Annotated in this window: 20 protein-coding genes and 1 pseudogene; 15 read left to right on the forward strand and 6 right to left on the reverse strand. The window is 57.7% G+C overall.

The window, feature by feature from the left end; genetic code table 11:
- Positions 1–36 precede the first annotated feature (36 nt).
- From K787_RS0103120 to ppa, 3 genes are all read left to right on the forward strand, one after another.
- Positions 37–1,296 carry a 6-phosphofructokinase gene (locus K787_RS0103120; protein WP_022961333.1) on the forward strand — a complete coding sequence of 420 codons (1,260 nt, stop codon included), beginning with the start codon at positions 37–39 and terminating at the stop codon, positions 1,294–1,296.
- Positions 1,297–1,440: 144 nt separating this feature from the next.
- Positions 1,441–1,887 (forward strand): GNAT family N-acetyltransferase, encoded by a 447-nt coding sequence (locus K787_RS0103125; protein WP_022961334.1) that lies wholly within the window; start codon positions 1,441–1,443, stop codon positions 1,885–1,887.
- Between the two features lie 183 nt (positions 1,888–2,070).
- The gene (gene ppa / locus K787_RS0103130) at positions 2,071–2,598 is read left to right on the forward strand and encodes an inorganic diphosphatase (protein WP_022961335.1); all 528 of its coding nucleotides are present in this window, start codon (positions 2,071–2,073) and stop codon (positions 2,596–2,598) included.
- Between the two features lie 131 nt (positions 2,599–2,729).
- Here the strand turns inward: ppa and K787_RS0103135 are convergent, their stop codons facing one another.
- A complete protein-coding gene (locus K787_RS0103135; RefSeq protein ID WP_022961336.1) occupies positions 2,730–3,482 on the reverse strand; it encodes an outer membrane beta-barrel protein in 753 nt (250 codons plus the stop codon).
- A 166-nt stretch (positions 3,483–3,648) separates the two neighbouring features.
- On the opposite strand from K787_RS0103135, the gene K787_RS0103140 reads away from it, so the two are divergent.
- Entirely contained in the window at positions 3,649–4,425 is a 777-nt protein-coding gene (locus tag K787_RS0103140; protein ID WP_022961337.1) for a methyltransferase domain-containing protein, read from the forward strand.
- A 21-nt stretch (positions 4,426–4,446) separates the two neighbouring features.
- On the opposite strand, the gene K787_RS0103145 is transcribed toward K787_RS0103140, so the two are convergent.
- Genes K787_RS0103145 through K787_RS0103155 form a run of 3 tightly spaced genes read right to left on the reverse strand, consistent with a single transcriptional unit; the run spans position 4,447 to position 6,353 of the window.
- Positions 4,447–4,818, reverse strand: coding sequence for a translation initiation factor Sui1 (locus K787_RS0103145; protein WP_022961338.1), 372 nt, complete (start codon positions 4,816–4,818; stop codon positions 4,447–4,449).
- Between the two features lie 15 nt (positions 4,819–4,833).
- A complete protein-coding gene (locus K787_RS0103150; RefSeq protein ID WP_022961339.1) occupies positions 4,834–5,355 on the reverse strand; it encodes an NUDIX domain-containing protein in 522 nt (173 codons plus the stop codon).
- A gap of 2 nt (positions 5,356–5,357) precedes the next feature.
- Entirely contained in the window at positions 5,358–6,353 is a 996-nt protein-coding gene (locus K787_RS0103155; RefSeq protein ID WP_022961340.1) for a DUF2333 family protein, read from the reverse strand.
- A 265-nt stretch (positions 6,354–6,618) separates the two neighbouring features.
- Between K787_RS0103155 and dsbD the strand changes: the two genes are divergently transcribed.
- The 11 genes from dsbD to K787_RS0103210 all read left to right on the forward strand — a co-directional run bounded on the left by dsbD (position 6,619) and on the right by K787_RS0103210 (position 20,894).
- Positions 6,619–8,406 carry a protein-disulfide reductase DsbD gene (gene dsbD, locus K787_RS0103160; protein ID WP_028614547.1) on the forward strand — a complete coding sequence of 596 codons (1,788 nt, stop codon included), beginning with the start codon at positions 6,619–6,621 and terminating at the stop codon, positions 8,404–8,406.
- 134 nt (positions 8,407–8,540) lie between these two features.
- Positions 8,541–8,993, forward strand: coding sequence for a type II 3-dehydroquinate dehydratase (gene aroQ, locus K787_RS0103165; protein WP_022961342.1), 453 nt, complete (start codon positions 8,541–8,543; stop codon positions 8,991–8,993).
- 23 nt (positions 8,994–9,016) lie between these two features.
- A complete protein-coding gene (gene accB / locus K787_RS0103170; protein ID WP_022961343.1) occupies positions 9,017–9,472 on the forward strand; it encodes an acetyl-CoA carboxylase biotin carboxyl carrier protein in 456 nt (151 codons plus the stop codon).
- Between the two features lie 19 nt (positions 9,473–9,491).
- A complete protein-coding gene (accC, locus tag K787_RS0103175) occupies positions 9,492–10,832 on the forward strand; it encodes an acetyl-CoA carboxylase biotin carboxylase subunit (protein WP_022961344.1) in 1,341 nt (446 codons plus the stop codon).
- A gap of 117 nt (positions 10,833–10,949) precedes the next feature.
- On the forward strand, positions 10,950–11,837 hold the full coding sequence (gene prmA, locus K787_RS0103180) for a 50S ribosomal protein L11 methyltransferase (RefSeq protein WP_022961345.1): 888 nt from the start codon (positions 10,950–10,952) through the stop codon (positions 11,835–11,837).
- A gap of 69 nt (positions 11,838–11,906) precedes the next feature.
- The gene (locus K787_RS24220; protein ID WP_022961346.1) at positions 11,907–13,490 is read left to right on the forward strand and encodes a DUF3426 domain-containing protein; all 1,584 of its coding nucleotides are present in this window, start codon (positions 11,907–11,909) and stop codon (positions 13,488–13,490) included.
- A 174-nt stretch (positions 13,491–13,664) separates the two neighbouring features.
- Positions 13,665–14,663, forward strand: a complete 999-nt coding sequence (dusB, locus tag K787_RS0103190) for a tRNA dihydrouridine synthase DusB (protein WP_022961347.1) — start codon at positions 13,665–13,667, stop codon at positions 14,661–14,663.
- Entirely contained in the window at positions 14,660–14,986 is a 327-nt protein-coding gene (gene fis / locus K787_RS0103195; RefSeq protein ID WP_022961348.1) for a DNA-binding transcriptional regulator Fis, read from the forward strand. Before dusB ends, fis begins: the two co-directional genes overlap by 4 nt.
- 82 nt (positions 14,987–15,068) lie before the next feature.
- On the forward strand, positions 15,069–16,676 hold the full coding sequence (gene purH, locus K787_RS0103200) for a bifunctional phosphoribosylaminoimidazolecarboxamide formyltransferase/IMP cyclohydrolase (protein ID WP_022961349.1): 1,608 nt from the start codon (positions 15,069–15,071) through the stop codon (positions 16,674–16,676).
- A gap of 21 nt (positions 16,677–16,697) precedes the next feature.
- Positions 16,698–17,984, forward strand: a complete 1,287-nt coding sequence (gene purD / locus K787_RS0103205; RefSeq protein ID WP_022961350.1) for a phosphoribosylamine--glycine ligase — start codon at positions 16,698–16,700, stop codon at positions 17,982–17,984.
- A 174-nt stretch (positions 17,985–18,158) separates the two neighbouring features.
- A complete protein-coding gene (locus tag K787_RS0103210) occupies positions 18,159–20,894 on the forward strand; it encodes a hybrid sensor histidine kinase/response regulator family protein (RefSeq protein WP_022961351.1) in 2,736 nt (911 codons plus the stop codon).
- Between the two features lie 381 nt (positions 20,895–21,275).
- Here the strand turns inward: K787_RS0103210 and K787_RS22015 are convergent.
- Together K787_RS22015 and dnaB are read right to left on the reverse strand one after the other, a co-directional pair.
- Positions 21,276–23,456: pseudogene (locus tag K787_RS22015) on the reverse strand (YgiQ family radical SAM protein); the annotation flags it as partial.
- Positions 23,457–23,470: 14 nt separating this feature from the next.
- The gene (gene dnaB, locus K787_RS0103225) at positions 23,471–24,874 is read right to left on the reverse strand and encodes a replicative DNA helicase (RefSeq protein ID WP_022961354.1); all 1,404 of its coding nucleotides are present in this window, start codon (positions 24,872–24,874) and stop codon (positions 23,471–23,473) included.
- Positions 24,875–24,987: the final 113 nt, after the last annotated feature.

Below are 24,987 nucleotides of genomic sequence, written 5' to 3' on the forward strand. Positions count from 1 at the left end.
ACCATTCGGTATTCAGAATCCAAACAGGGAGTTCGCATGTCCGTCAAAAATGCCTTTTATGCTCAATCAGGCGGTGTTACTGCGGTTATTAACGCGTCTGCGGCAGGGGTTATCGAAACCGCCCGCCAACACCCCGAGCAGATTGGCACCGTTTACGCCGGCCATAATGGCATCATTGGCGCCCTGACCGAGGACCTGATCGATACCAGCCAGGAGCCCGCCGACAATATTGCAGCACTGCGTCATACCCCCTCAGGTGCTTTCGGCTCGTGCCGTTACAAGCTCAAGAGCCTGGAGGCCAACCGCGCCGAATACGAGCGCCTGATCGAAGTCTTTCGCGCACACAATATTGGCTATTTTTTCTACAACGGTGGCGGTGATTCGGCCGATACCTGCCTGAAGATCTCTCAACTGGCAGAAACCATGGGCTACCCGATCCAGGCCATCCATGTACCCAAGACCGTAGACAACGACCTGCCGATTACCGATTGCTGCCCAGGATTCGGTTCAGTCGCCAAGTATGTGGCAACCTCTATTCGAGAGGCCGGTTTTGATGTGGCTTCCATGGCCGCCACCTCTACCAAGGTCTTTATCCTTGAGGTCATGGGTCGTCATGCTGGCTGGATCACCGCCGCTTGTGGCCTGGCCAGCGAAGGCGAGGGCCAACCGCCGCACATCCTGCTGTTTCCCGAAGTCAATTTTGATCAGGAAGCGTTTCTGGCACGGGTTCAGCAATGCGTAGAAACCTATGGCTACTGCGTGATCGGCGTATCCGAAGGCATCAAGAACAGTGAAGGAAAATTTCTTTCTGAAACCGGTTTGACCGACGCCTTCGGTCACGCCCAGCTCGGCGGCGTGGCGCCTACCATTGCCAACCTGGTCAAGGACAAGCTCGGCTACAAGTACCATTGGGCGGTAGCCGACTACCTGCAACGGGCTGCGCGGCACATTGCTTCAAAAGTCGATGTGGAACAGGCTTATGCTCTGGGACAAGCAGCAGTTCGTATGGCACTGGACGGCAAAAATGCGGTTATGCCGGCCATTCGCCGCCTGCAGGACAGCCCCTATGAATGGGATATTGTCGAAGCGCCGCTGAAGGACGTTGCCAACGTCGAAAAATTCATGCCTGCGCACTTCATTACCGATGACGGCTTCCATATCACCGACGCGTGCCGCCGCTACTTGTCACCACTGATCCAGGGCGAAGACTATCCGCCGTTCAGCAATGGCTTGCCGCAATATGTTCGCCTGAAAAACGTGACCGTCGCGCGTAAACTTCCAGAATTCAAAATCTGAAGCCATATGCACATCTCCAGACCCGCCTGCCCGGCGGGTTTTTTTTGCGCTGCGGATTGAAGATTTCCAATCACTGGGGCAGGATGAAGCAACTGACTCACCGCCGACTGCGGACCATAATCTGACCATTTCCGGGGAATACGTATGCGTATAGTGCAGGCCGACATCAGCCGTCTGGACGAAGTAACGCCGCTGTTTATCAAATACCGCGAATTCTATGGGCATCTGCCCAAGCCAGAAGCATCCCGGCGCTTTCTAGAGGACCGCTTGAAAAACGAGCAAGCGGTCATCCTGGTGGCTGAAGATGAAGACACCGGTAAAGTGCTTGGCTTCTGCCAATTTATTCCGAGCTTCTCCGCCTTGACGCTCTCGGCGAGCTGGGTACTCAAAGGCATCTATGTCATTGAAGAGGCCCGGCGCCAGTTGGTAGCAGACAACATGATTAACCAGGCCAAGGTTATGGCGCGCGCGGAAGGCATACAGCGCATGACCGTGATGACCGGTGAAAATAACACTACCGCGCACAGCCTCTACCGCTCCCTAGGTTTCAGCGATGACGCCGAGTTTCACTACTTTTCGCTAAAACTCTGAGCTGCCTGCACGCCACTCAAGATCAGGGTGCCCACCGCCAGGGCACCGTATAAGCAAAAACCCGTTGCCTGTCTGTCTACGACCAAGGTTTTACATGATTAGCCCGGTTATTACTTGGTATCCCACCCCTTAAGCCCTATAATTCGGGCCAGAATTTTCCACCATGGCCGAATCAGGTACCCCATGAGCTACGACCAGATCCCCGCAGGCAAAGATGTTCCCAACGACATTTATGTCGCCATCGAAATCCCGGCCAATCACGCGCCGATCAAGTACGAGATCGACAAGGACAGTAATACGCTGTTCGTTGACCGGTTCATGGCCACGCCGATGTTCTACCCGGCCAACTATGGATTCATCCCCAATACCTTGGCTGACGATGGCGATCCACTGGATGTACTGGTCGTCACGCCCCATCCGGTAGCACCAGGCGCGGTAATCCGTTGCCGCCCGGTTGGCGTTTTGCATATGACCGATGATGGCGGCGGTGACGCTAAGCTGATCGCAGTACCCCACGACAAGCTCAGCGTGTTGTACCGTGACATCAAGGAATACACCGATTTGCCCGAGCTGCTGATGCAGCAAATCCAGCATTTCTTTGAAAATTACAAGGATCTGGAAGCCGGCAAATGGGTCAAGATTGACCGCTGGGGCAGTGCTGAAGAAGCCCGCGCGGAAATTGTAAAGGCAGTGAACGCTTACCAAAAATAAGCGTTCTGCCCCCGTAAAAGCCGGCCACAAGCTGGCTTTTTTTATGCCTGAAATTCAGGCCTGCCAGCGAAGTAAAAAAAACGGATATGAGCCAAGGCCACATATCCGCGTATAGACCAACTATTGGAAAATTAGAACATCATACCCAACTTGAGGCCCACTTCATCGCTTTGCAGCTTGGTGTTGGCGGTCAACTGATCGGCATCAGCCAGCTCATAGTTGGTGCGCTCGTAATACAGCGACGCCGAGACCGGCAGAGCACCTTCGCGCTGGTTCCATAGGAACGTCAGCTCTGCATAGGGGTTAGCTTTGTCCTTCATGTCCAGCGTCTCGCTACCCACATTCTCGACGCGGAGCTTGGTTTCCGCATCCAGGCTGTAGCGGGTACCTGCTTCAAAACGAGTGGTCATCGACTGACCCTGGTGAGTCAGGCCCAAACCCAGCTTGGCAAAGGGGCTCTTGTTGGTGGTACGGGTTTCCAGACCGTTTCCGGCATCCGGCTCGAAACGACTCCAGTCATAGCCGCCACCCACGATGAAATCGGCATAGAGATTATTGTCCAGCGGCGCACGCAGCCCCAGATCGATCTCGCCCCGCGCGTCGCGCAGTTCGTTATCGTCCTTTTCGCCGTAATTGGCCTCAATACCCGCCTGATAGATAAACCCGCCCTGACTGGTCAGCTTGTTGCCGTAGTTGTAGAAGGCACCGACCGTGGGCAAACGTTCCTTGGAGTCGTCAATCTGACTAATATCCGAATCGTAGCTATATTCGTTGTAGCTGCCCTTGATCCCCACCTGGGAGACAGGCCCTTGAGCAAAGGCGAAAGCAGGAACCAGCAATACGCCGACAGTGGATGCTTTGATCAACGAGAAGCGTGACCGCATGAAATACTCCTTTCTTTATGGATAGTTTACGCACACACCTCGGACCGACCCACCCTGAGGAAGTTCTACTTATTTAGATCTAATGTGCGAGACAGAGCGGTTTGCTATAAAATTGCAAGCACCGCTGCAATGCATCATTTGCTCACAGACCCGCCAGAGATTTCCCATGACTGATCGCTACTTCGACCAGATGGGTGCACATTTTGCCCGCAAGATATACACCAGCCCCAAGGGCAGCATCCGCCTGGCTGTGCTAACCCGTGACCTGCAGGAATGGCTGCCGGACATCCAGCAGCCGGAGCAGTCATTGCGTATTCTCGATGCCGGGGCGGGCCTGGGGCATATCAGCGAATGGCTGCTGGCCCAGGGGCACCGGCTAACCCTGTGCGAGCCCTCGATAGAGATGTTGGAAGCCGCCCGAGCGCACCTGGATGCGCTACCTTCAGCCTACCCGGTCGAATACCTGCAACTGCCCCTGCAAGCACTGCCCGCCCGTGGCGAGCAATATGACCTGGTTATTTGCCATGCCGTATTGGAGTGGCTGGCCGACCCAGCTGCAGCATTGAAAGCATTGCAGCAGTTATGCCTGCCCAGCGGCGCACTGTCTCTGGCGTTCTATAACCGAGACGCACTGGTTTACAAGAACCTGATTAAAGGGCAGTTTCGCAAATTGGAGAAGAATCAACTGGCTGGCAGCAAACGCAGCCTGACCCCCCAGCAACCCCTGGACCCTCGCGAGGTACAGCAATGGATAAACCAGGCGGGCCTGACAACCCACAAGCTGAGCGGAATCCGGGTATTTTATGACTACATGCCGGTCGAGTTTCAGGCGCAAGCTACAGAAGCACAGATTATAGAAGCAGAATTGCAGTACAGCCGTCATCCCGCCTACGCTGCCCTGGGCCGCTACCTGCACCACTGGCTGCGGCCCACACAAGATTAGCCGCGCCTAATGCAGGTGCGTTCAACCGCCGGCGCGCTTGGTCTGGTAGCCCTGGCCAATCAGCCAGTTGCACACAAAGTCTGCCTTATCTCCCTGAATCTCAATCACCCCCTCCTTCACACCCCCGCCGCAGCCGCAGCGGGCCTTAAGCTCTTTCGCCAGGCGTTTCAGGTCATCAGGCGCCAGGCAGAGTCCACTGACCGTCGTCACGGTTTTGCCACCCCGGCCCTTGGTCTCGCGGCGCACCCTGGCAATGCCATCACCCTCGGGAATCCCGGGCTGCGCGCAAACGCAGTCGGCAATAGCCGCTCGACATCGGGGGCAGGTACGACCGCTTTCAGTTGAATAAACCAGGCCACCCAGACCAGCCAATCCCTGTGTGGATTTCACCATCTCTTCACTCCGGGGCTAAACCGCCACCAACAACAACGCCTGCAGGGAATCCGGGGTATAGCACTCACCCTCACGGCGCCAGGACGAGGCCGTATCAATCCAGCGCAGATCCATTACCTCCTCCGGCTGCATGCGGATCGGCCCATCCCAGCGGCAGCTGTAAACGCCGCCCCAGAGCCTGCTCTCAGGCGACTGATAGAAGAACCGCCCATGCGACTTCAGCGGTACGCCAGAAATACCCAGCTCTTCTTCGAGTTCACGCTCGGCGCCTTCCCGGTAGGTTTCACCAGCCGCCACCAAGCCGCCAGCAGCCAAATCCCAGAAACCTGGATAAAGGCGCTTGTGCGCTGTACGCCGGTGCATGCACAACAAAGCAGCGCTGTTGTAGACAAAAATATAGGTACAGCGCGTAATCAGTCCTTCTCGCTGCACCCGCTCTCTTTTAACGATGCCCAATGGTCGATCATGCTCGTCGACCTGAATCACTTGCTCTTGGGCCGAAGCCGCCAGATAGTCGGCAATCCATTGCTCGCTCACGCTCAGCCCTGCTCCAACAATCGGCGCAAATCAATCAGCGCCGCATTCGCCCGCGAAAGATAATTGGCCATGACCAGAGAATGATTGGCGAGCATGCCAAATCCACCACCATTAAGAATAACCGGGCTCCACAGCGGCTCCTGGGTCGCCTCCAGCTCACGGATGATCTGCTGCAAGCTGGCCTGAGCATTCTTGCGCCCGATCACCTCGGCAAAGTCTACCTCTACCGCGCGCAACAGATGCACCAGAGCCCAGGCCGAGCCACGGGCTTCAAAGAAAACATCATCAAGCTCGGTCCACGGCGTCTTTTCACGCGGACGACTACCGTCGGTGATCACACCCTGGTCGACACTGGCAGACAGCCTTTGGGACAGGGATCCGAGCCGGGTATTCACATCCCCCATCCAACTGGCGAGGTTATCCGCGCGGGCGTAAAAGTCGGCTTCCCCGCGGCGCAGGCGCTCGGTGTACTTCTCCAGCGCGTCAAGGCCGGTCGCGTATTCACTCTCGGTCGCGGGGAAAGCCCAGCTGGTGTTGTCGAAATGAAACAGCGGTTCGGCCCGGGCCAGATCGCGATCCTCCGCCGACTGTGACTGCGAACGCGCCATATCCCGGCGCATCGCCCGGGTCATGTCACGTATCTGCACCAGCACCCCAAACTCCCAGTGCGGCATATTGTCCAGCCACAGCCCAGGGGGCGTAACGTCATTGGTAATGAAGCCGCCGGGCTTGTTTAGCAACGTTGACATCATATGCGCCACGGTGGTGGCGGTGAGCTCACCGACCACCGGCACCGTCTGAGCATCCCGAACCATACTGACAGGCTGCAAATCCGGCTCACGACTCCAATACCAGCCGATCACGACACAGATCAACAAGTAAACCACCAACAGCCCAATCAGCGCTCGAGCCACAAGAGAGCCTACCGGGCCAGACGCTGCCGACCCGCGCGCAGAACGAGCAGAGCCTTCACCTATCGACCATTTTCCAATTCTCATCGTCTACTCCTGTGGTTGTCCGATTTCCAGCATATCACCCCCGGCAGCATGATCACACGGGGCGCTAGCACTGCGGACTTAACCGGGTATCAGCTAACAGACAGACCAATGACCTGACAGTTCACGCCCAGGGCACCAGGCCGGCAACTCCGGCTGCCAGCGTGTTATGCAGGTTACGCGGAGCGCAACCCATGACATTTTGTCGCTCGGCAAAGACGCTATCAGCGTTTATAGTGGCAATCCCCATTCTGTTCAATATAAGCGGATGACCGATTTGTTGTTACGTCTTGCATTAGTGCTGTTCCTGCTGCTCCCGGTCGCATCTCAAGCCGGGCTGCTTGACGACCGCCCCTCCTCTTCCTCGTTTTCCGGCTTGCTTGAAGGCAGCGGCGGCCAGGCCAATTTCCTGCCCGTGGGAGAAGCCTTTCGTCCCGGGTTGCTGGCTGCCGACGAACGACAAATCCGCATCCAGTTTGACATTACGCCCGAGTATTACTTATACCGGCACCGCTTTGATTTCCGCCTTTCCGAGGGCAACAGCCGTATTGATTCGGTGGTACTACCCGACGGCATCGCCAAACAGGATGAGTTTTTCGGTGATGTGGAAGTCTATTACAACAGTGTCGAGATCATCCTCGAACTGCAAGGAGGAGCGCCCGCCGGCCAGCAATTACTGATCGACTTTCAGGGTTGTGCTGACGCGGGTCTGTGTTACCCCCCGGAAACTGTAGAGCTGCAAATACCCGGCGCCGCCGGTAACAGCCTTGACAACCAAGCGACCGCAAAAGGGGTCTCAGGCTGGGCCTTGGCATTATTCTTTATTGCCGGACTGGGTCTGACCTTTACTCCCTGCGTGCTACCCATGCTGCCGATCCTGTCCAGCCTGGTGGTTGGTCGCAAGGATATTGACCGGCCCCGAGCCCTGGCGCTTGCCGGCAGCTATGTCATGGCCATGGCCCTCACCTTCGCCCTGGTAGGAGCACTGATAGGCTTGTTCGGCGCCGCACTGAATATACAAGCCCGGCTACAGTCCCCTGCGGTGCTGATCACCTTCGCCGCGTTCTTCGGGCTCTTTGCACTGGCCATGTTCGGCGCATTCAATCTGCGCTTGCCGGCCTTCGTGCGCGACCCGCTGGAGCGGCTCGGCAGTCGCACCCGCGGCGGCTCGATTCCAGGCGCCGCGCTCATGGGCGCGCTCTCAACGCTGGTCGTATCACCCTGTATTTCCGCACCGCTGGCAGGCGCGCTAGTGTATATCAGCAGCACTGGCGACGCCGTGGGCGGTGCATTGCAACTCTTCGCTCTAGCGCTGGGAATGGGATTACCCTTGCTGCTGATCGCCGTGTTCGGCAATGCACTGCTACCCCGCTCCGGCCCCTGGCTCAATTCGGTCAAGCAACTGTTCGGCCTGGGGTTACTAGGCGTGGCGATCTGGCTGCTTGAGCGCGTACTGCCTGGGCCTGTCAGCCTGGCGCTTTGGGCTGTTCTGGCCGCAGGCCTGGCCGTACAGCTAGGGGTTTTCGACCGCAGCCCACGCCAGGCGTGGGGCCGGGTAGCACATGTCCTGGCGCTACTCGCGGCCATCTATGCCGCAGTGGCGTTAGCCGGGGCGCTGGCTGGCGGCTCTGATCCGCTGCGGCCGCTGGCACCGTTGACCTCCAGCAGCCTCACGGGCCAGGCGGACAATGCCTTTTTTACCTCGGTGAGCAGCCAGGCTGACCTGCAACGCGAGCTGGATCGTGCGCGCCAGGAGCAGCGTCCTGCACTGGTGGAGCTTTACGCCGACTGGTGCATCAGTTGCAAGATCATGGAACGCACTATTCTGGCCACGCCCGAGGTGCGCCAGGAGCTGGGGCAGTTTGCGCGGATCAAGTTCGATCTTACGAACAACACCGCTGATCAGCGTGAATGGCTTACCAGCGAAAACCTCTTTGGCCCCCCAGCCTTTCTGTTTATCGACGCCGAAGGACAGGAGGTACCGCAGCTTCGCCTGGTCGGCGAGACGGACAAAGAGACTTTTCTGCGCCGCATCCGAGCAGCCAGCGCCAGGTGATTTTCGGCGTTAATGCGGCAATCATGCTGGTATCTGAAGGGAATGCTCGAATTCTGGACAGCCACCTCAGTTTCCGGCAGACTGGCACCCATGACTGATGAGTCAAACTTTCAAAAGCCTGTGGAACGACAATCATGGCCAGCATTCTGGTTCTCAACGGACCTAATCTGAATTTACTTGGCACTCGCGAACCCGGCGTTTACGGGGCCGTCACCCTGGATCAGATCATCAAGCAGCTGCGCGAGCAGGCCGCCCATCAGGGGCATCACCTGCTGACCCTGCAAAGCAATGCCGAACACGAGCTGATTGAGCGTATCCATGCCGCTCGGGACGAGGCAATTGATTTCATCATCATCAATCCCGCCGCATTTACGCATACCAGCGTGGCAATACGTGACGCATTGCTAGCGGTGAGCATCCCATTTATCGAAGTGCATTTATCCAACGTGTACAAACGTGAGCCTTTTCGCCGCCATTCCTATTTCTCGGATGTCGCTGTAGGCGTCATTTGCGGGCTGGGCGCCAAGGGTTATCAATTAGCGCTGGACGCCGCCGTACACCATATTGAACAAACCGAACAAGATTAAACTGCTCTGGAGTGCAAGCACCAATGGATATCCGTAAAGTAAAAAAACTGATCGAGCTTCTGGAAGAATCCGGCATCGACGAACTGGAAATTCACGAAGGCGAAGAGTCTGTTCGCATCAGCCGCCACAGCAAGCAAATCGCTGCGCCGCAACACTATTACGCTCCACCGCCCTCAGCCCCTGCGCCCGCTGCCGCGCCCGTTGCGGCTGCGCCGATGATCGAGCCAGCCGCTGCCGAGCCTAGCGGCCACCTGGTGCGCTCGCCGATGGTCGGCACCTTCTACCGTTCACCCTCGCCTGCAGCAGGCTCCTTCGTTGAAGTAGGCCACGCGGTCAAGGTCGGCGACGTGCTTTGCATTGTGGAAGCCATGAAGATGATGAACCACATTGAAGCCGATAAAAGCGGCGTGATTCAGGCCATCCTGGCGGACAATGGTCAGCCAGTAGAATTCGATCAACCCCTGTTCAGCATCGCCTGAGCCCGACCCGGAGGCCACGATGCAAAAAGTCCTAATTGCCAACCGCGGTGAAATTGCTCTGCGCGTGATCCGTGCCTGCAAGGAACTCGGATTGAAGACTGTCGCCGTGCATTCCACGGCCGACCGTGAATTGATGCACCTGGCGCTGGCCGACGAGACCGTCTGTATCGGTCCGGCCAATGCTACCGAGTCCTATCTGAACATCCCGGCAATCATCAGTGCCGCTGAAGTCACTGGCGCCGATGGCATCCACCCAGGCTATGGTTTCCTCGCCGAAAACGCTGACTTTGCCGAACAGATCGAGCGCTCCGGCTTTACCTTTATCGGCCCCAGTGCCGAGGTCATCCGCCTGATGGGTGACAAGGTGTCGGCCATCGCCGCGATGATCAAAGCCGGCGTTCCCACCGTTCCGGGTTCAGACGGCCCCTTGCCTGAGGATGAAGCCGAATGCCTGGCCATCGGCCGGCGCGTCGGTTATCCGGTTATTATCAAAGCCTCGGGTGGCGGTGGCGGACGCGGTATGCGCGTTGTCCATGAAGAAGCCGAGCTGATCAAATCCATCCACCTGACTCGCACCGAAGCCGGTGCTGCCTTTGGCAACCCGGTGGTGTATCTGGAAAAGTTTCTGACCAATCCACGCCATGTGGAAGTTCAGGTGCTCTCCGACGGCCAGGGTCACGCAGTACACCTGGGCGATCGTGACTGCTCACTGCAGCGTCGCCACCAGAAAATCATCGAAGAGGCGCCTGCTCCGGGCATCGATGAAGAGGCCCGCGCCATGGTTCAGGCACGCTGCGTCAAGGCCTGTATCGACCTTGGCTACCGCGGCGCAGGGACCTTCGAGTTCCTTTATGAGAATGGCGATTTCTTCTTTATCGAGATGAATACCCGTGTTCAGGTAGAGCATCCCGTGTCGGAAATGGTTACCGGAATCGACATCGTCAAGGAACAGATCCTGGTTGCTTCAGGCCAACCCTTGAGCATTACCCAGGAAGACGTCGTTATTCGCGGCCATTCTATTGAATGCCGGATCAATGCCGAAGACCCCAAGACCTTTATGCCCAGCCCTGGCACGGTGAGTTTCTTCCATGCACCCGGTGGCAACGGTGTGCGGGTGGATTCGCATTTATACAGTGGCTATAAGGTGCCGCCGAACTACGATTCACTGGTTGGCAAGCTCATTACCTACGGCGCCACCCGTGACGAGGCCCTGGCGCGTATGCGCAACGCACTGGACGAACTGGTGGTCGACGGCATCAAGACCAACACGCCTCTGCATCGCGAACTGGTTCGTGATCCGGGCTTTTGCAAGGGCGGCGTCAATATCCACTATCTTGAGCACAAGCTGGGTATCAAGTAAGCCCTACCCGCAGGCTTGACGAGTATGATCCATCCCACGGGAGCGGCCAGTCCGCTCCCGTGCTTTGTCCTGTTGCTTGAAGCTTGCCGCTTGAAGCCCGTTTCCCAAGGAACTCACATGCCCTGGTTGCAACTTCGCCTCGCGATCACGCCGGAACAGGCTGATCCGCTGGAAGAGACCCTGCTCGCGTTAGGCGCTACCTCCGTCACCTTTATGGACGGTGAAGACCAGCCGATTTTCGAGCCCGACCTGGGCACCACGCCATTGTGGTCGCACACACACCTGCTGGCCTTGTTCGAAGCCGAGACTGATACTGCCGAGCTGCTGGCCAATCTAAAACAGCTCTCCGGCGGCCAGCTGCCCGAGCATCAGCTTGAACAGATAGCCGATCAGGACTGGGAGCGCAGCTGGATGGAGCATTTCCAGCCGATGCGATTCGGTCAACGGTTATGGATTGTGCCCAGTTGGCACAGCGCGCCAGAACCCGATGCCGTTAATCTGTTGCTTGATCCCGGACTGGCGTTTGGTACCGGCACCCATCCCACTACCGCACTCTGCCTGGAATGGCTGGACGGCCAGGATCTGCACGCCAGAAGCCTGATCGACTTCGGTTGCGGGTCCGGCATTCTGGCCATCGCCGGTTTATTGCTGGGCGCTGACCGGGTTTGCGCGACAGACATCGATATCCAGGCACTGGAAGCCTCGCGCGACAATGCCCAGCGCAACCAGATCGCCGACGACCGCCTGACCTTGCACCTGCCCGAGCAGATGCCCCAGGAACCGGCAGACATTCTGGTGGCCAATATATTAGCGGGCCCACTGGTTAGTCTTGCGCCCCAGCTAAGCAGGCTGATCAAACCCGGCGGGCTGATTGCTTTGTCAGGCATTCTCGCCGAGCAGACTGAAGATATCCTCAGCGCCTATCAGGATGACTTTGAACTGGACCCGGTGGCCGAGCGCGACGGCTGGATTCGCGTCAGCGGTCGCCGGCACTTGGCGCCCTAACCTGGTTCACGGCACAATGAAGGTAACAGCAACACGAATGCCCCAGCCATACAGGAACTGCAGTCAACCATGAGCGACATGCTGGTAGCGCAATGCCCACACTGTCAAACGCGTTTTCGGCTGTCGCAGGAACACCTGCAGGCCGCCGCCGGCAATGTACGTTGCGGTGCCTGCCTCAAGGTGTTCGACGCTAGCGCTCAGGCGCAGCCCGAACGCCGAACCGGATCTGCCGCCACCTCGAGTGCAGAGCCAGCGCCGCAACCCAGCGGCCCTGAAGCTCAGATCCCGCATCAAGGCGCATTGTTAATTCACGATGATCTGGATCTGGATGATCTGGATCTGGAAGCGCTCGGGCTGGATGAGTCCATCCTTGAAGAAATCAACCCGGACGCCAGAACGGCGCATCCCGCTGTGGATCTGACCGCAATCGATAAGCTGACGGACACGCCCCTGGCGTCGGAGCAGCCTAGCTCTGAATATGACCCAGGAACAGACGCCCTTACTCGCCACGACGCGGCCGAGGCATCTCCCCTTGAAAAGGCAAACAACCCTCCAGACCCCGTGAAAAAACACCAGTCCGATCAGGCCATACGGTCAGAACTGACTACAGAGCCCGCCACTGAATCTCCTCTAACGGGCACAGAACAAAGTGCTCGGGGCCCGACAGATGACGAGATAGACCGAGCCTTCGACTTTGACTCCGACCCGGAAAGCGCAGCCGCTTGGGACCTTGAGTTCAATCTGGATAACGATTTGGAGAGCGAGACGGCACGTTTGGCGCAGGACCCCGATGCGCTGGATGATATGGAACTCCACGACGCATTCAAGGCAGCAGCCAGATCACGGGATTTCGAGCCGCGCCCGGATCCCATCGAGCCTACTATTACCTCGCCTGGGGCAGAGGATAAAACACGGCTGTTCGGTATGCACATGCCTGAGCCCATGCGTCCGCTAACAGCGGCCCGCGATCGCGGAATTTTTCTGCGCGATCAACCAGCCGGCTTTGCAGCAGGCAAACCTGACGCGCCTCTCCCCTCCACCTTCGGTGACAGCGCCTATACAGAATCGCAAAGACCAACTGATAAGCGTCGCGAGCCTAGCTTTGCTGATCACCTCAGCCTGCCGGATGTGGTCGACGAACCGCTCTACCTGGATGATCGCCCCCTAGCCAGACGCCCCCGCCATCAATGGCTATGGGGTGTACTCAGCGCCCTGGCTGCGCTGGCCCTGCTCAGCCAGGCGCTGATCTACAATTATGCCTCCCTTGCTCACGACGCGCGTAGCCGCCCTATGATGGAGCAGATCTGCTTTCTGGCAGGCTGCGAGTTGCCGGCCAGGGTCAATATCGAGCTTATCCGCAGTAGCAATCTGGTGGTCAGGCCGCATGCCGATTTCCCCAACGCGCTGGCCATCGATGTCATTCTTTACAACCGAGCCGACTTCGCGCAGCCATTTCCAGTACTGCGCATGATTTTCACCGATTTAAGCGGCCGCGAACTGAGCAGCAAACTGTTCCGCCCAGCCGAGTACCTGGGTGGCGAGCTGGCTGGTTCGACTCTGATGCCACCGCAAACACCGGTCCATGTCGGGCTCAGCATGCTCGACCCTGGGCCGCAAGCGGCCAGTTATAACCTGGATTTTCTCAGCCCCTGAGCCGTTCAGCCGATCTGCTCAAAAATCATCCAACGCAGTCTTTATATGGTCATCCATAGCGGGTATCATTACTGCCCTTTTCACATTACTTGACCCTGACTCCTTGCGTCTTTACCCCCGCGCAGGGACCTCAGACGTGCCAGCGAACAGCAGCGATCACAGAAGAGTACAGGGATGGACCAGGCAGTGACTCGTATCGGACCTTACCAACTCGCCAACCCGGTCATTTTGGCCCCTATGGCTGGCGTTACCGATTTGCCTTTCCGGCAATTGTGCCGTCGCCTGGGCGCCGGGCTGGTGGTATCGGAGATGGTCACCAGCGACGTGCGCCTCTGGAACAGTCGCAAATCCCGTCAGCGTCTGGATCACACCGGCGAAAGCGAACCGCGCTCCGTACAGATCGCTGGCGCGGATGCCGAGATGATGGCCGAAGCCGCGCGCATGAACGAACAGCTTGGGGCCCAGATTATTGACATCAATATGGGCTGCCCGGCGAAAAAAGTCTGCAACAAGGCGGCTGGATCGGCCCTGATGCGTGACGAGAAACTGGTGGGCGAAATACTTGAGGCCGTAGTCAAGGCCGTCAACCTGCCGGTTACGCTGAAAATCCGTACCGGTTGGTGCGAGCAGCAGCGCAACGGTCTGCAGATTGCAAAAATAGCCGAGGCCGCAGGCATTCAAGCCCTCGCCGTACATGGACGCACCCGCACCCAGTTGTATACCGGTCACGCAGAATACGACAGCATTGCCGCGATCAAACAAGCGATCGACATACCCGTGTTTGCCAACGGCGACATCGATTCCCCACAGAAAGCCCTGGCGGTACTCAAACACACCGGAGCCGACGCCGTCATGATCGGCCGGGCAGCGCAGGGCCGCCCATGGATCTTCAACGAAATAAATCATTTTCTTAAGACTGGCGAGCTCCTGCCTGCTCCAGCACTGGACTGGCAGCGCGACATCCTGCAGGACCACCTACAGGCACTGCATACCTTCTACGGAGAGCATCAGGGCCTGCGCATTGCGCGCAAGCATGTTGGTTGGTACTTGCAGACGCTGCCTGGCGCAGAGGATTTCCGACGCCAGTTCAATCGGCTTGAATGCCCCGAACGGCAGCGTCATAGCATTCAGACTTTTTTTACCCGCTTGTTGGAAGGAGACCTTGCGGCATGAGCCTTTTAAACGCCTCAGACATTATTGGAACAGACCCCGTGAGCGACCTAGCTGAAAAGAACCTTTATATTGCCCCTGACAAACTCAGCCAGAGTAGCCGCACCCTGCGCAACAGTGTCGAACAAGCGCTGAAAAATTACTTTGAACATCTGGATGGACAGGACGTCACCGACGTTTACGACATGGTCCTTTGCGAAGTGGAGGCGCCGCTGCTGGAAAGCGTGATGGAACACGTTAAAGGCAATCAGACGCGCGCCTCAGAAATTCTCGGCCTCAACCGCGGCACCCTGCGCAAAAAGCTCAAGCAATACGGATTGCTCTGAGCCAAGCCGGCAAAACCCCGCTCTCGGTTTCTGGTTTACACCCCGAAGCTGTACACAACCCATTATCTGATCTGGAATGAAGATGACCGACCAAACTTCTCGCCTGCCGATACGTCGTGCGTTAATCAGCGTTTCCGACAAGACCGGCATCGTCGAATTTGCCCGTGAACTCAGCACCCAAGGTGTAGAGATCCTCTCCACGGGTGGCACCTTCAAGTTATTACGCGAGCAAGGCATTGCCGCCGTGGAAGTGGCCGACTACACCGGCTTCCCGGAAATGATGGATGGCCGGGTAAAGACCCTGCACCCGAAGATTCATGGCGGCATACTGGGCCGGCGGGATATCGACGGTCCGGTAATGCAGGAGCATGGCATTCAGCCGATCGACATGGTGGTGGTCAACCTGTATCCGTTCGCGGCTACCGTTGCCAAGCCAGGCTGCAGCCTGCCGGATGCAATCGAAAACATTGATATCGGCGGCCCCACCATGGTTCGCTCGGCAGCGAAGAACCACAAGGACGTCGCGATCGTGGTTAACGCCAGCGACTATACCGCTATTGCCGACGCCCTCAAGCACGGCGGGCTAACCTATGCGCAACGCTTTGACCTAGCGCTCAAGGCGTTCGAGCATACCGCTGCTTATGACGGCATGATTGCCAACTACCTAGGCACCATCGACCAGCAGCGCGACACCCTGAGCACCGCTGAACGCGCAAACTTCCCACGTACATTCAACACCCAGTTTACCAAAGTGCAGGACATGCGCTACGGCGAGAACCCGCACCAAGCGGCAGCCTTCTATCGCGAAGCCAGTCCGACTCAGGCGTGCATAGCAACCGCAGTGCAATTACAGGGCAAGGAGCTGTCTTACAATAATGTTGCCGACACCGACGCCGCACTTGAATGCGTAAAGAGCTTCACCAAGCCAGCCTGCGTGATCGTCAAGCACGCCAATCCCTGCGGTGTGGCTGTTGTGCCAGAGAATGAAGGCGGTATTCGTCAGGCCTATGAGCTAGCGTATGCGACCGACGCCGAATCTGCTTTTGGCGGCATCATCGCCTTTAACCGAGAACTCGATGCCGCTACCGCACAGGCCATCGTTGATCGCCAGTTCGTCGAAGTCATTATTGCCCCACGGATCAGCGCCGCTGCCCGCGAGATCGTCGCCGCCAAAGCCAATGTGCGCCTGCTGGAATGCGGTGAATGGTCTGCCACCAGCCATGCAGACCTGGATTTCAAGCGGGTGAATGGCGGATTGCTGGTGCAGAGCCGCGATACCGGCATGATTACCGCGGCAGATCTGAAGATCGTGACGCAGCGCGCCCCTACCGAGCAGGAAATCCACGACCTGATTTTCGCCTGGAAAGTGGCCAAATTCGTCAAATCCAACGCCATTGTCTACGCCAGCCAGCGCCAAACCGTGGGCATTGGTGCCGGACAAATGAGCCGCGTCAATTCCGCGCGTATCGCGGCTATCAAGGCCGAACATGCTGGCTTGCAGGTACAGGGCGCAGTCATGGCGTCCGACGCCTTTTTTCCGTTCCGCGACGGTATCGATAACGCTGCCGCCAATGGCATCAGCGCGGTAATCCAACCCGGCGGCTCGATGCGCGATGCTGAAGTCATCGCCGCCGCCGATGAAGCGGGCATAGCCATGGTATTTACCGGCATGCGGCATTTCAGACACTGATAGAGCTGCAAAGGAGATTGCATGAACGTTTTGATTATCGGTAGTGGCGGGCGCGAACACGCGCTGGCCTGGAAGGTCGCTCAGGACGCCAGAGTCGAGACTGTTTTCGTCGCCCCTGGCAACGCCGGCACAGCCACCGAAGCTAAGTGCGAAAACGTCGCCATAGACGTACTTGAACTGGATAAACTGGCTGACTTTGCCGCAGCCAACGTACAACTGACTATCGTCGGGCCGGAAGCGCCCTTGGTCGCTGGCGTAGTCGATCTGTTTCGCACGCGCGATCTGCCCTGTTTCGGCCCAACCGCTGGCGCCGCGCAGCTGGAGGGCTCAAAGGCCTTCACCAAGGACTTTCTTGCCCGGCACCAGATTCCTACCGCCGACTACCAGAACTTTACTGAAGTCGAACCGGCGCTGGCCTATCTGCATGAAAAAGGCGCACCCATTGTCATCAAGGCTGACGGTTTGGCCGCTGGCAAGGGTGTCATTGTCGCGATGACGCTACAGGAAGCCGAGAATGCCGTGCGTGACATGCTCGCAGGCAATGCCTTTGGCGCGGCCGGCTCCAGGGTCGTAATCGAGGAGTTTCTCGACGGTGAAGAAGCCAGCTTTATCGTCATGGTCGATGGCGAGCACGTACTGGCCATGGCGACCAGTCAGGACCACAAACGAGTCGGCGATGGCGACAGCGGCCCGAACACTGGCGGTATGGGCGCCTATTCCCCGGCGCCAGTGGTGACTGATAGCGTGCATCAGCGCGTCATGGATGAAGTGATCTGGCCGACCGTTCGCGGGATGGCAGCCGAGGGCAACATCTATACCGGCTTCCTGTATGCCGGACTGATGATTGATACCCTGGGTAACCCCAAGGTGATCGAGTTCAATTGTCGTTTCGGCGATCCGGAAACTCAACCGATCATGCTGAGATTGCAATCCAGCCTAGTAGAGCTTATCGAATCAGCCTTGGCCGGCCAGTTGGACCAGGCAGAAGCGAACTGGGACGCCCGGCCTAGTCTGGGTGTGGTGATTGCCGCAGGCGGCTATCCTGCGGACTATGCCAAAGGCGATACCATCGAAGGCCTGGAACAAGCCGTGAGTGCCCAGGGCAAGATTTTCCATGCGGGTACTGCGCTAAATAAGGATGGAGCCGTCGTCAGCAGTGGCGGCAGAGTGCTCTGCGCTACCGCACTGGGCGACAGCATCCTTGAAGCCCAGCAAAATGCCTACGCGTTGGCGAACAAGGTGAACTGGAAGGGCAGCTTTTGCCGCTCGGATATTGGTTATCGCGCCATCGCCAGGGACCAGCATTGAGCCATCGCGCATCAAGCATTTTGATACTGCCTCAGCGTGGATGCACTGGCCAGTCATAACCCGTATTCAGACTGGCCCGTGCAGGTTGGCAGCCTTGTGCATTAAGCTATACTTCTTATCGATTCGATACCCGACGCTGGTCGTCAATTGCCCATGGACAGGACACACGTCATAGTGAAGCAAGCAAGCTGGTTGATCCTCACCCTGCTGGCAGGGATCATTATGCTGGCGACCAACTGGGTGGCTGCAACCGAATCACCCGCGCCAACCCATTACAGCCTTGTCGATACAACAGGCGTCCTGGGTCTGGCCGATATTACCTCCAATCGCTACGCCAACCGCTTTATTCCCAGCCCGCCCGGAGCACTGAAAATATCGGGCGCTGGCACTGCGTTATGGGTAAAAATCCCGATGACTCGCAGCGGCGCCCAACAGATACGGCTTGATAACCCGGCAATTGAGCGAATCAGCTTGTACCTCCTGCGCGGCGATGCCGTGGCGGCCGACTACCAAAGTGGTTCCGAGGCCCCGGCGGACCCGCGTCTATTGCAGCAGCCTGGCTTTGCCTTTGCGGTGGATATTACTCCCGGTGCAGAGTACACCCTGTATTTGCGCCTGCAGAATGATTATCCAACCAGCACTTTTTTGACGGTAATGGACGCCCATGAAGCGGCGGCCATTCATGGCGCCCATCAAGCGCTGCAGGGCATTCTGGTTGGTTTGCTGTTGGCATTGGCCCTGCACGGGCTACTGCACGGCAGTATCAATCGCGACCCATTTCACCTGCTCTTGGCTGGCGCGGCGCTGATCCTCTGCTTAGCTAATCTCAGCGCAATCAGTTGGGTCTCTAGCCAGGCGCCTTTACTGCATGGCAACAGCGCCGAACTGCTGCAGCTCGCCGCTTATCCGTTATTGGCGCTACTATTGCTGAGCCTGCTGCCCGGCCCGGATCTGCGCGTTCACCAGCGGCTGACTCTGATCATCAGCTTGATGAGTGCGGCACTGGCGATATTGGTGGTGGTGGCGGCATTGCGCTCATCTCTGTTTGCCGGCATTGCCGTGGTCATCCAGCTCTGTCTTGCGCTGATGATTATCATCCTGCTGGCATTTCTGCGGCTGCGTCGGCAACCCATCAACAAGCCCTTCCTGGCGGGCGCTGCACTGCTGTTGTGCGCGGTCGCCCTGAGTTGGATCGACGACCAACGTCTAATCGCCGACCATCTGTTTGACACCTTGGTCTGGCTGGCTATGGTGTGCTTCGCCTGGAGCCTGCACAACCGCGCCCAGAGACTGCTCGCCCAGCGCGTCAGCCAGCGCCAGACCCAGGCCACCCGGCAAGCCGAACGACGGGCTAAAGCGGAGTTTCTTGGCCGCATCAGCCATGAAATTCGCACGCCAATGAACGGTGTACTGGGGATGTCCGAGCTGCTTCTGGATACCGCGCTCTCCGCTAAACAGCGCGACTACGTGCAAACCATCCACGGCTCAGGCAATGACCTGCTAAATCTGATCAACGAGATCCTCGACATGTCGCGCCTGGAGTCGGGCCAGATGACCCTGGAAACCGTGCAGTTCGATCTGCATGCACTGGTCAACGATTGTCTGGATATCTTCCGCAACCGGGCTGACAATCAGGCCATTGAGCTGATCAGCTTCGTCCATGCTGATGTGCCGCGCACCATTAGCGGCGATCCCACCCGGCTGCGTCAGGTACTGATGAACCTGCTAGGCAACGCACTGCGATTCACCAAGCAAGGCGAAATCCTACTGACTGTAGGCGTTGAGCCGCAGGGGACCAGCCAGCAATTGCGTTTCGCGGTACAGGATTCCGGCACCCCAATGCCGGAAGAGGCGCGCGACTGCCTGATCAAGGTACTACCAAAGTCCTCCAGACTGCTTGATCAAGCGGATAGCAATGGACATCTCGGCCTGCTCATCGCCAGCCAACTCATTCATATGATGTCGGGGCAGGTGGGCATCAAATACGCATCGGATCAGGGCAATTCAATCTGGTTCGCTCTGCCCCTGGATGAAACCCACGCATTTATCGAACCCGATGCCGAAGGGCGCTGTCTACTCGATCGACGGGTCCTGATCGTGGATGACAACGCCACTTGTCGCAAGGTACTGCAGCAACAGTGTAATGCCTGGGGCATGCAAGCCCAGTGCGTTGCCGGCGGGAAAGAAGCCCTGGCGTTGCTGCGAACGCAAACGAACCTGGGCACCCCGTTTGATATCCTGCTCGTTGACCACAACATGCCAGGCATGAGCGGGCTTGAGCTGGCCAGTCGGATCAAGGAAGATGCCGCCCTGCGAGACCAACTGCTGATTATCATGCTCACGGGGATCAACCAGGCGCCCAGCCGGATCATAGCGCGCAACGCCGGGATCCGCCGAATACTCAGCAAGCCTGTGGCTGGTTACACCTTGCGTACCACACTGATTGACGAATGGCTGCAACACAGTCAACACAGTGAAACGCCAGCAGACGAAGCGCTATCCGAGCTTCGCCAGGAACCGCTTCATGAAGGTTTCAGGGTGTTGGTTGCAGAAGATAACACCATATCGACCAAGGTCATTCGCGGAATGCTGGGCAAACTCAACATCCAGGTGCATTCGGTTCAAAACGGTCAACAGGCCGTGCTGCAGGCGCAGACCGGTAACTATGATCTGATTCTGATGGACTGTGAAATGCCGGAGATGGACGGCTTTACCGCTGCCGAGCTGATCCGTCAATGGGAGCGCGCCTGCGCTCGGGAGCCGATCCCCATTATCGCGCTTACCGCACACATCCTTCCAGAACACCGCGAACGTTCAAGGCTGGCAGGTATGAACGGGCACATTTCCAAGCCGGTTGAGCTAGCGCAACTACGCGATCAACTGAACTTCTGGATTGAGCAAAAAAGCTAGGGGCCAGGGCAAGACTCGCCGGCCTGATAATCGACGAATTCGCCTGGCAGCCCGCCAGCGACTGCCGCATATGTCGCGGCATAGATTGCACAATAGGACCCCAGTATTTTGCTCGCCGCGATTAACCCCTTCACCTTCGCCACGCTCTCCGACATTGCCCGTCTCCTGTTGTTGGTACAGGTAACTTAAACGGAAATGCTCAAGCGCACGATTAGGTAAATATTATCGTGTCGATAGCCGAGTGCTGGGTCGACCGGCTTTCTTCCGGGTAGTTTTCTTTCCTGCTACCGGACGGCCTGCACCGGGCTTGCCAATAGATGGATGACTAATCCCGCCACTGGCGGCCACAGGTCGGCCTGTTCCAGGATGGCCTGCCCCAGCTCCGGCTGCCCCACCCTTGCCCTTGCCGGTATCGCGCGGAGGCAAACCTGTATGCTGCGTTAACAGAGCGCCCTGACGCGGTCCTTTCGCCGGTGTCGACTGCTTTTTCCTGGCACTGGTGTAGCCTTCGACGGCAGGTTGGTACGTAGGAATCAGATGCTGCTTGCTATTCCCGATCAGATCACCCCGTCCCATCTCCTGCAATGCTTCGCGCAATAGCGGCCAGTTCTTTGCGTCGTGATAACGCAGGAAAGCCTTGTGTAGCCGCCGCTGCCGCTCGCCTTTAACGCTGTTGACGGTATCGCTCTTGTAAGTAACCCGGCGTAGCGGGTTCTTGCCCGAATGATACATGGCCGTCGCGGTCGCCATCGGCGAGGGATAGAAGGCCTGTACCTGGTCAGCGCGAAAATCATTGGTTTTCAGCCACAACGCCAGGTTCATCATGTCCTCGTCAGAGGTGCCTGGGTGCGCAGCGATGAAATAGGGAATCAGGTACTGCTTCTTGCCCGCTTCCTTGGTGTACTTCTCGAACAGGCGCTTGAAGGTATCGTAACTGCCGATACCCGGCTTCATCATCTTGGTCAGCGGACCCTGCTCGGTATGTTCGGGGGCGATCTTCAGATAACCGCCGACATGGTGCGTGACCAGTTCCTTGACGTACTCGGGGGACTCAACAGCCAGGTCATAACGCAGCCCGGAAGCGATCAGAATCTTTTTCACACCCGGTAGTTCGCGCGCCTTGCGGTACAAACCTATCAGCGACGAATGGTCGGTATTGAGGTTTTCACAAATACCGGGGTATACGCAGGAGGGCTTGCGGCAAGCTGCTTCAATTGCGGGACTCTTGCAGGCGATGCGATACATGTTCGCCGTCGGCCCACCCAGATCGGAAATCACGCCAGTAAAGCCTGGCACCTTGTCGCGTATCTCTTCAATCTCGCGAATGATCGATTCATGCGAGCGGTTCTGGATAATCCGCCCCTCATGTTCGGTAATCGAACAGAAGGTACAACCGCCAAAACAGCCGCGCATGATATTCACTGAAAAGCGAATCATCTCGTAGGCCGGAATCTTGGCATCGCCATAGGCGGGGTGCGGTATCCGCGCGTAAGGCAGCCCGAACACGTAATCCATTTCCTCGGTGGTTAGCGGAATCGGCGGAGGATTGAACCACACATCCTTCTCAGCGTGCCGCTGCACCAGTGCGCGCGCATTGCCCGGGTTGGTTTCCAGGTGCAGTACGCGGTTGGCATGCGCATAAAGCACCGGATCACTTTTGACCTTCTCGTAAGATGGCAGGCGGATGACCGTCTTGTCCCGCTCCAGACGCGGGTGCGGCAGCAGTTGCACTACCTGAACGCCCTCCTCCAGACCGTCCTCGGCCGGCCCTTTCTCCTGCTCAACCGCGCAGGCACTGGTATCCTGGGTATTCACATAGGGGTTGATGATTTTGTCGACCTTGCCCGGCCGATCAATACGCGTCGAATCCAGCTCGAACCAACCCTGCGGCGTGTCGCGGCGCATGAAAGCGGTGCCACGAATATCGGTGATGGACTGAATATCTTCCCCGCGGCTCAGGCGCTGGGCAATCTCGACTACAGCCCGTTCGGCGTTGCCGTACAGCAGAATATCGGCCTTGGCATCTAGCAGCAGCGAGTGGCGCACTTTGTCCTGCCAGTAGTCATAATGCGCGATGCGGCGTAGCGAGGCTTCGATGCCGCCGAGCACCACAGGCACATCATTAAAGGCCTCACGGCAGCGCTGGCTGTAGACCAGGCTGGCGCGATCCGGCCGACTGCCGGCCTTGCCGCCGGGCGTGTAGGCGTCATCCGAACGGATCTTGCGATCCGCCGTATAGCGATTGATCATCGAATCCATATTGCCGGCAGCCACACCGAAGAACAGGTTCGGCTTGCCCAGCTGCATAAATGCTTCTTTGCTCTGCCAGTCCGGCTGGCTGATGATCCCGACCCGGAACCCCTGGGCCTCCAGCAAACGGCCAATGATCGCCATGCCGAAGGACGGGTGATCAACATAGGCGTCGCCAGTGACGATGATGATGTCGCAGCTGTCCCAACCAAGCAGGTCCATCTCGTCCCGGCTCATGGGCAAAAAAGGTGCCGGGCCGAAACACTCGGCCCAGTACTTAGGATAATCAAACAGCGGCTTCGCAGCCGGCATGCTGATGGACATGCTTACTCCATATCGCCGTACCCGGAATAGGAACCGGGTGCGAGATTTTCAAAACGGGTGAATTTGCCGAGAAAGGCCAATCGAATGCTGCCGATAGGTCCGTTCCGCTGCTTGCCAATAATAATTTCGGCGATACCCTGATCCTGGGTATCCGGATGATAAACCTCATCCCGATAAACGAACATGATCACATCCGCGTCCTGCTCGATCGCACCGGACTCACGCAAGTCGGAGTTGATCGGGCGCTTGTTTGGGCGCTGCTCCAGTGAGCGGTTCAGCTGCGACAAGGCAACCACGGGCGCGTTGAATTCTTTTGCCAGCGCTTTAAGCGAGCGCGAAATCTCCGAGATCTCGTTGGTCCGGTTCTCCGAGGTACCGCCGATCTGCATCAACTGCAGATAGTCGATCATGATCATGCCGATCTCGCCGTGCTCACGTACTACGCGGCGAGCGCGGGCGCGCATCTCCATAGGTGACAGCCCGGCGGTATCGTCGATAAAGAGTTTGCGGTCGTTAAGCAGGTTGACCGCCGAGGTCAGCCTTGGCCAGTCATCATCTTCAAGCCGCCCTGCCCTGACCTTGCTCTGATCAATCCGGCCCAGGGACGACAACATACGCATGACCAGTGAATCACCTGGCATCTCCAGGGAGAACACCAGCACGGCCTTGTCGTAACGCATAACCACGTTCTCGACCAGGTTCATCGCAAAGGTGGTTTTGCCCATCGACGGACGGCCAGCAATAATCACCAGGTCAGAGGGCTGCAAACCCGAGGTCATTTCATCCAGATCGGCAAAGCCGGTGGACAGGCCGGTAATCGCCCCATCACTGTTAAACAGGGTATCGATACGGTCAATCGCCTTGGTCAGCAAGGTATTCACCGATTCCGGTCCACCGGTTTTCGGGCGGCTCTCGGCAATCGCAAAAATTTGCCGTTCGGCGTCATCGAGAATCTGGTTGGCTTGTTTGCCCTTGGTGTTGAAGGCGCTATCGGCGATATCCGAACTGGTGCTGATCAGTTTACGCAGCGTCGAGCGCTCGCGAATGATGTGCGTATAAGCGCTGATGTTGGCGACCGACGGCGTGTTTTTCGCCAACTGCCCCAGGTAGGCCAGACCGCCGACCTGATCGATCAGCCCGTCACGATCCAGCTCTTCTGCCAGGGTGACCACGTCAAAGGGTTGATTACGCGAGGCCAGGCTGGCTAAGGCGCGGAAGATCAGACGGTGATCGTGGCGATAAAAATCCGGCTCACTGAGCAGCTCAACCACTCGCTCCCAAGTCGTGTTCTCCAGCATGACACCGCCGAGCACGGCCTGCTCAGCTTCGATCGAGTGCGGCGGAATCTTCAGTGCAGAGGTTTGCAGGTCAAGTTCCGCAGTGTTGGTGTAGTTCGACTCGTTCATCGGTACAGGCTCAGGACAAAAACCGGGGAGATAAAATAACAACACGGCGCCTGTCCAGGACAGGCACCGTGTTGACTAGTCTAACTGGAAAGCCCGACGAACTCATCTACCGA

It is taken from the genome of Halopseudomonas pelagia CL-AP6 (genome assembly GCF_000410875.1).
Lineage (GTDB): Bacteria > Pseudomonadota > Gammaproteobacteria > Pseudomonadales > Pseudomonadaceae > Halopseudomonas > Halopseudomonas pelagia.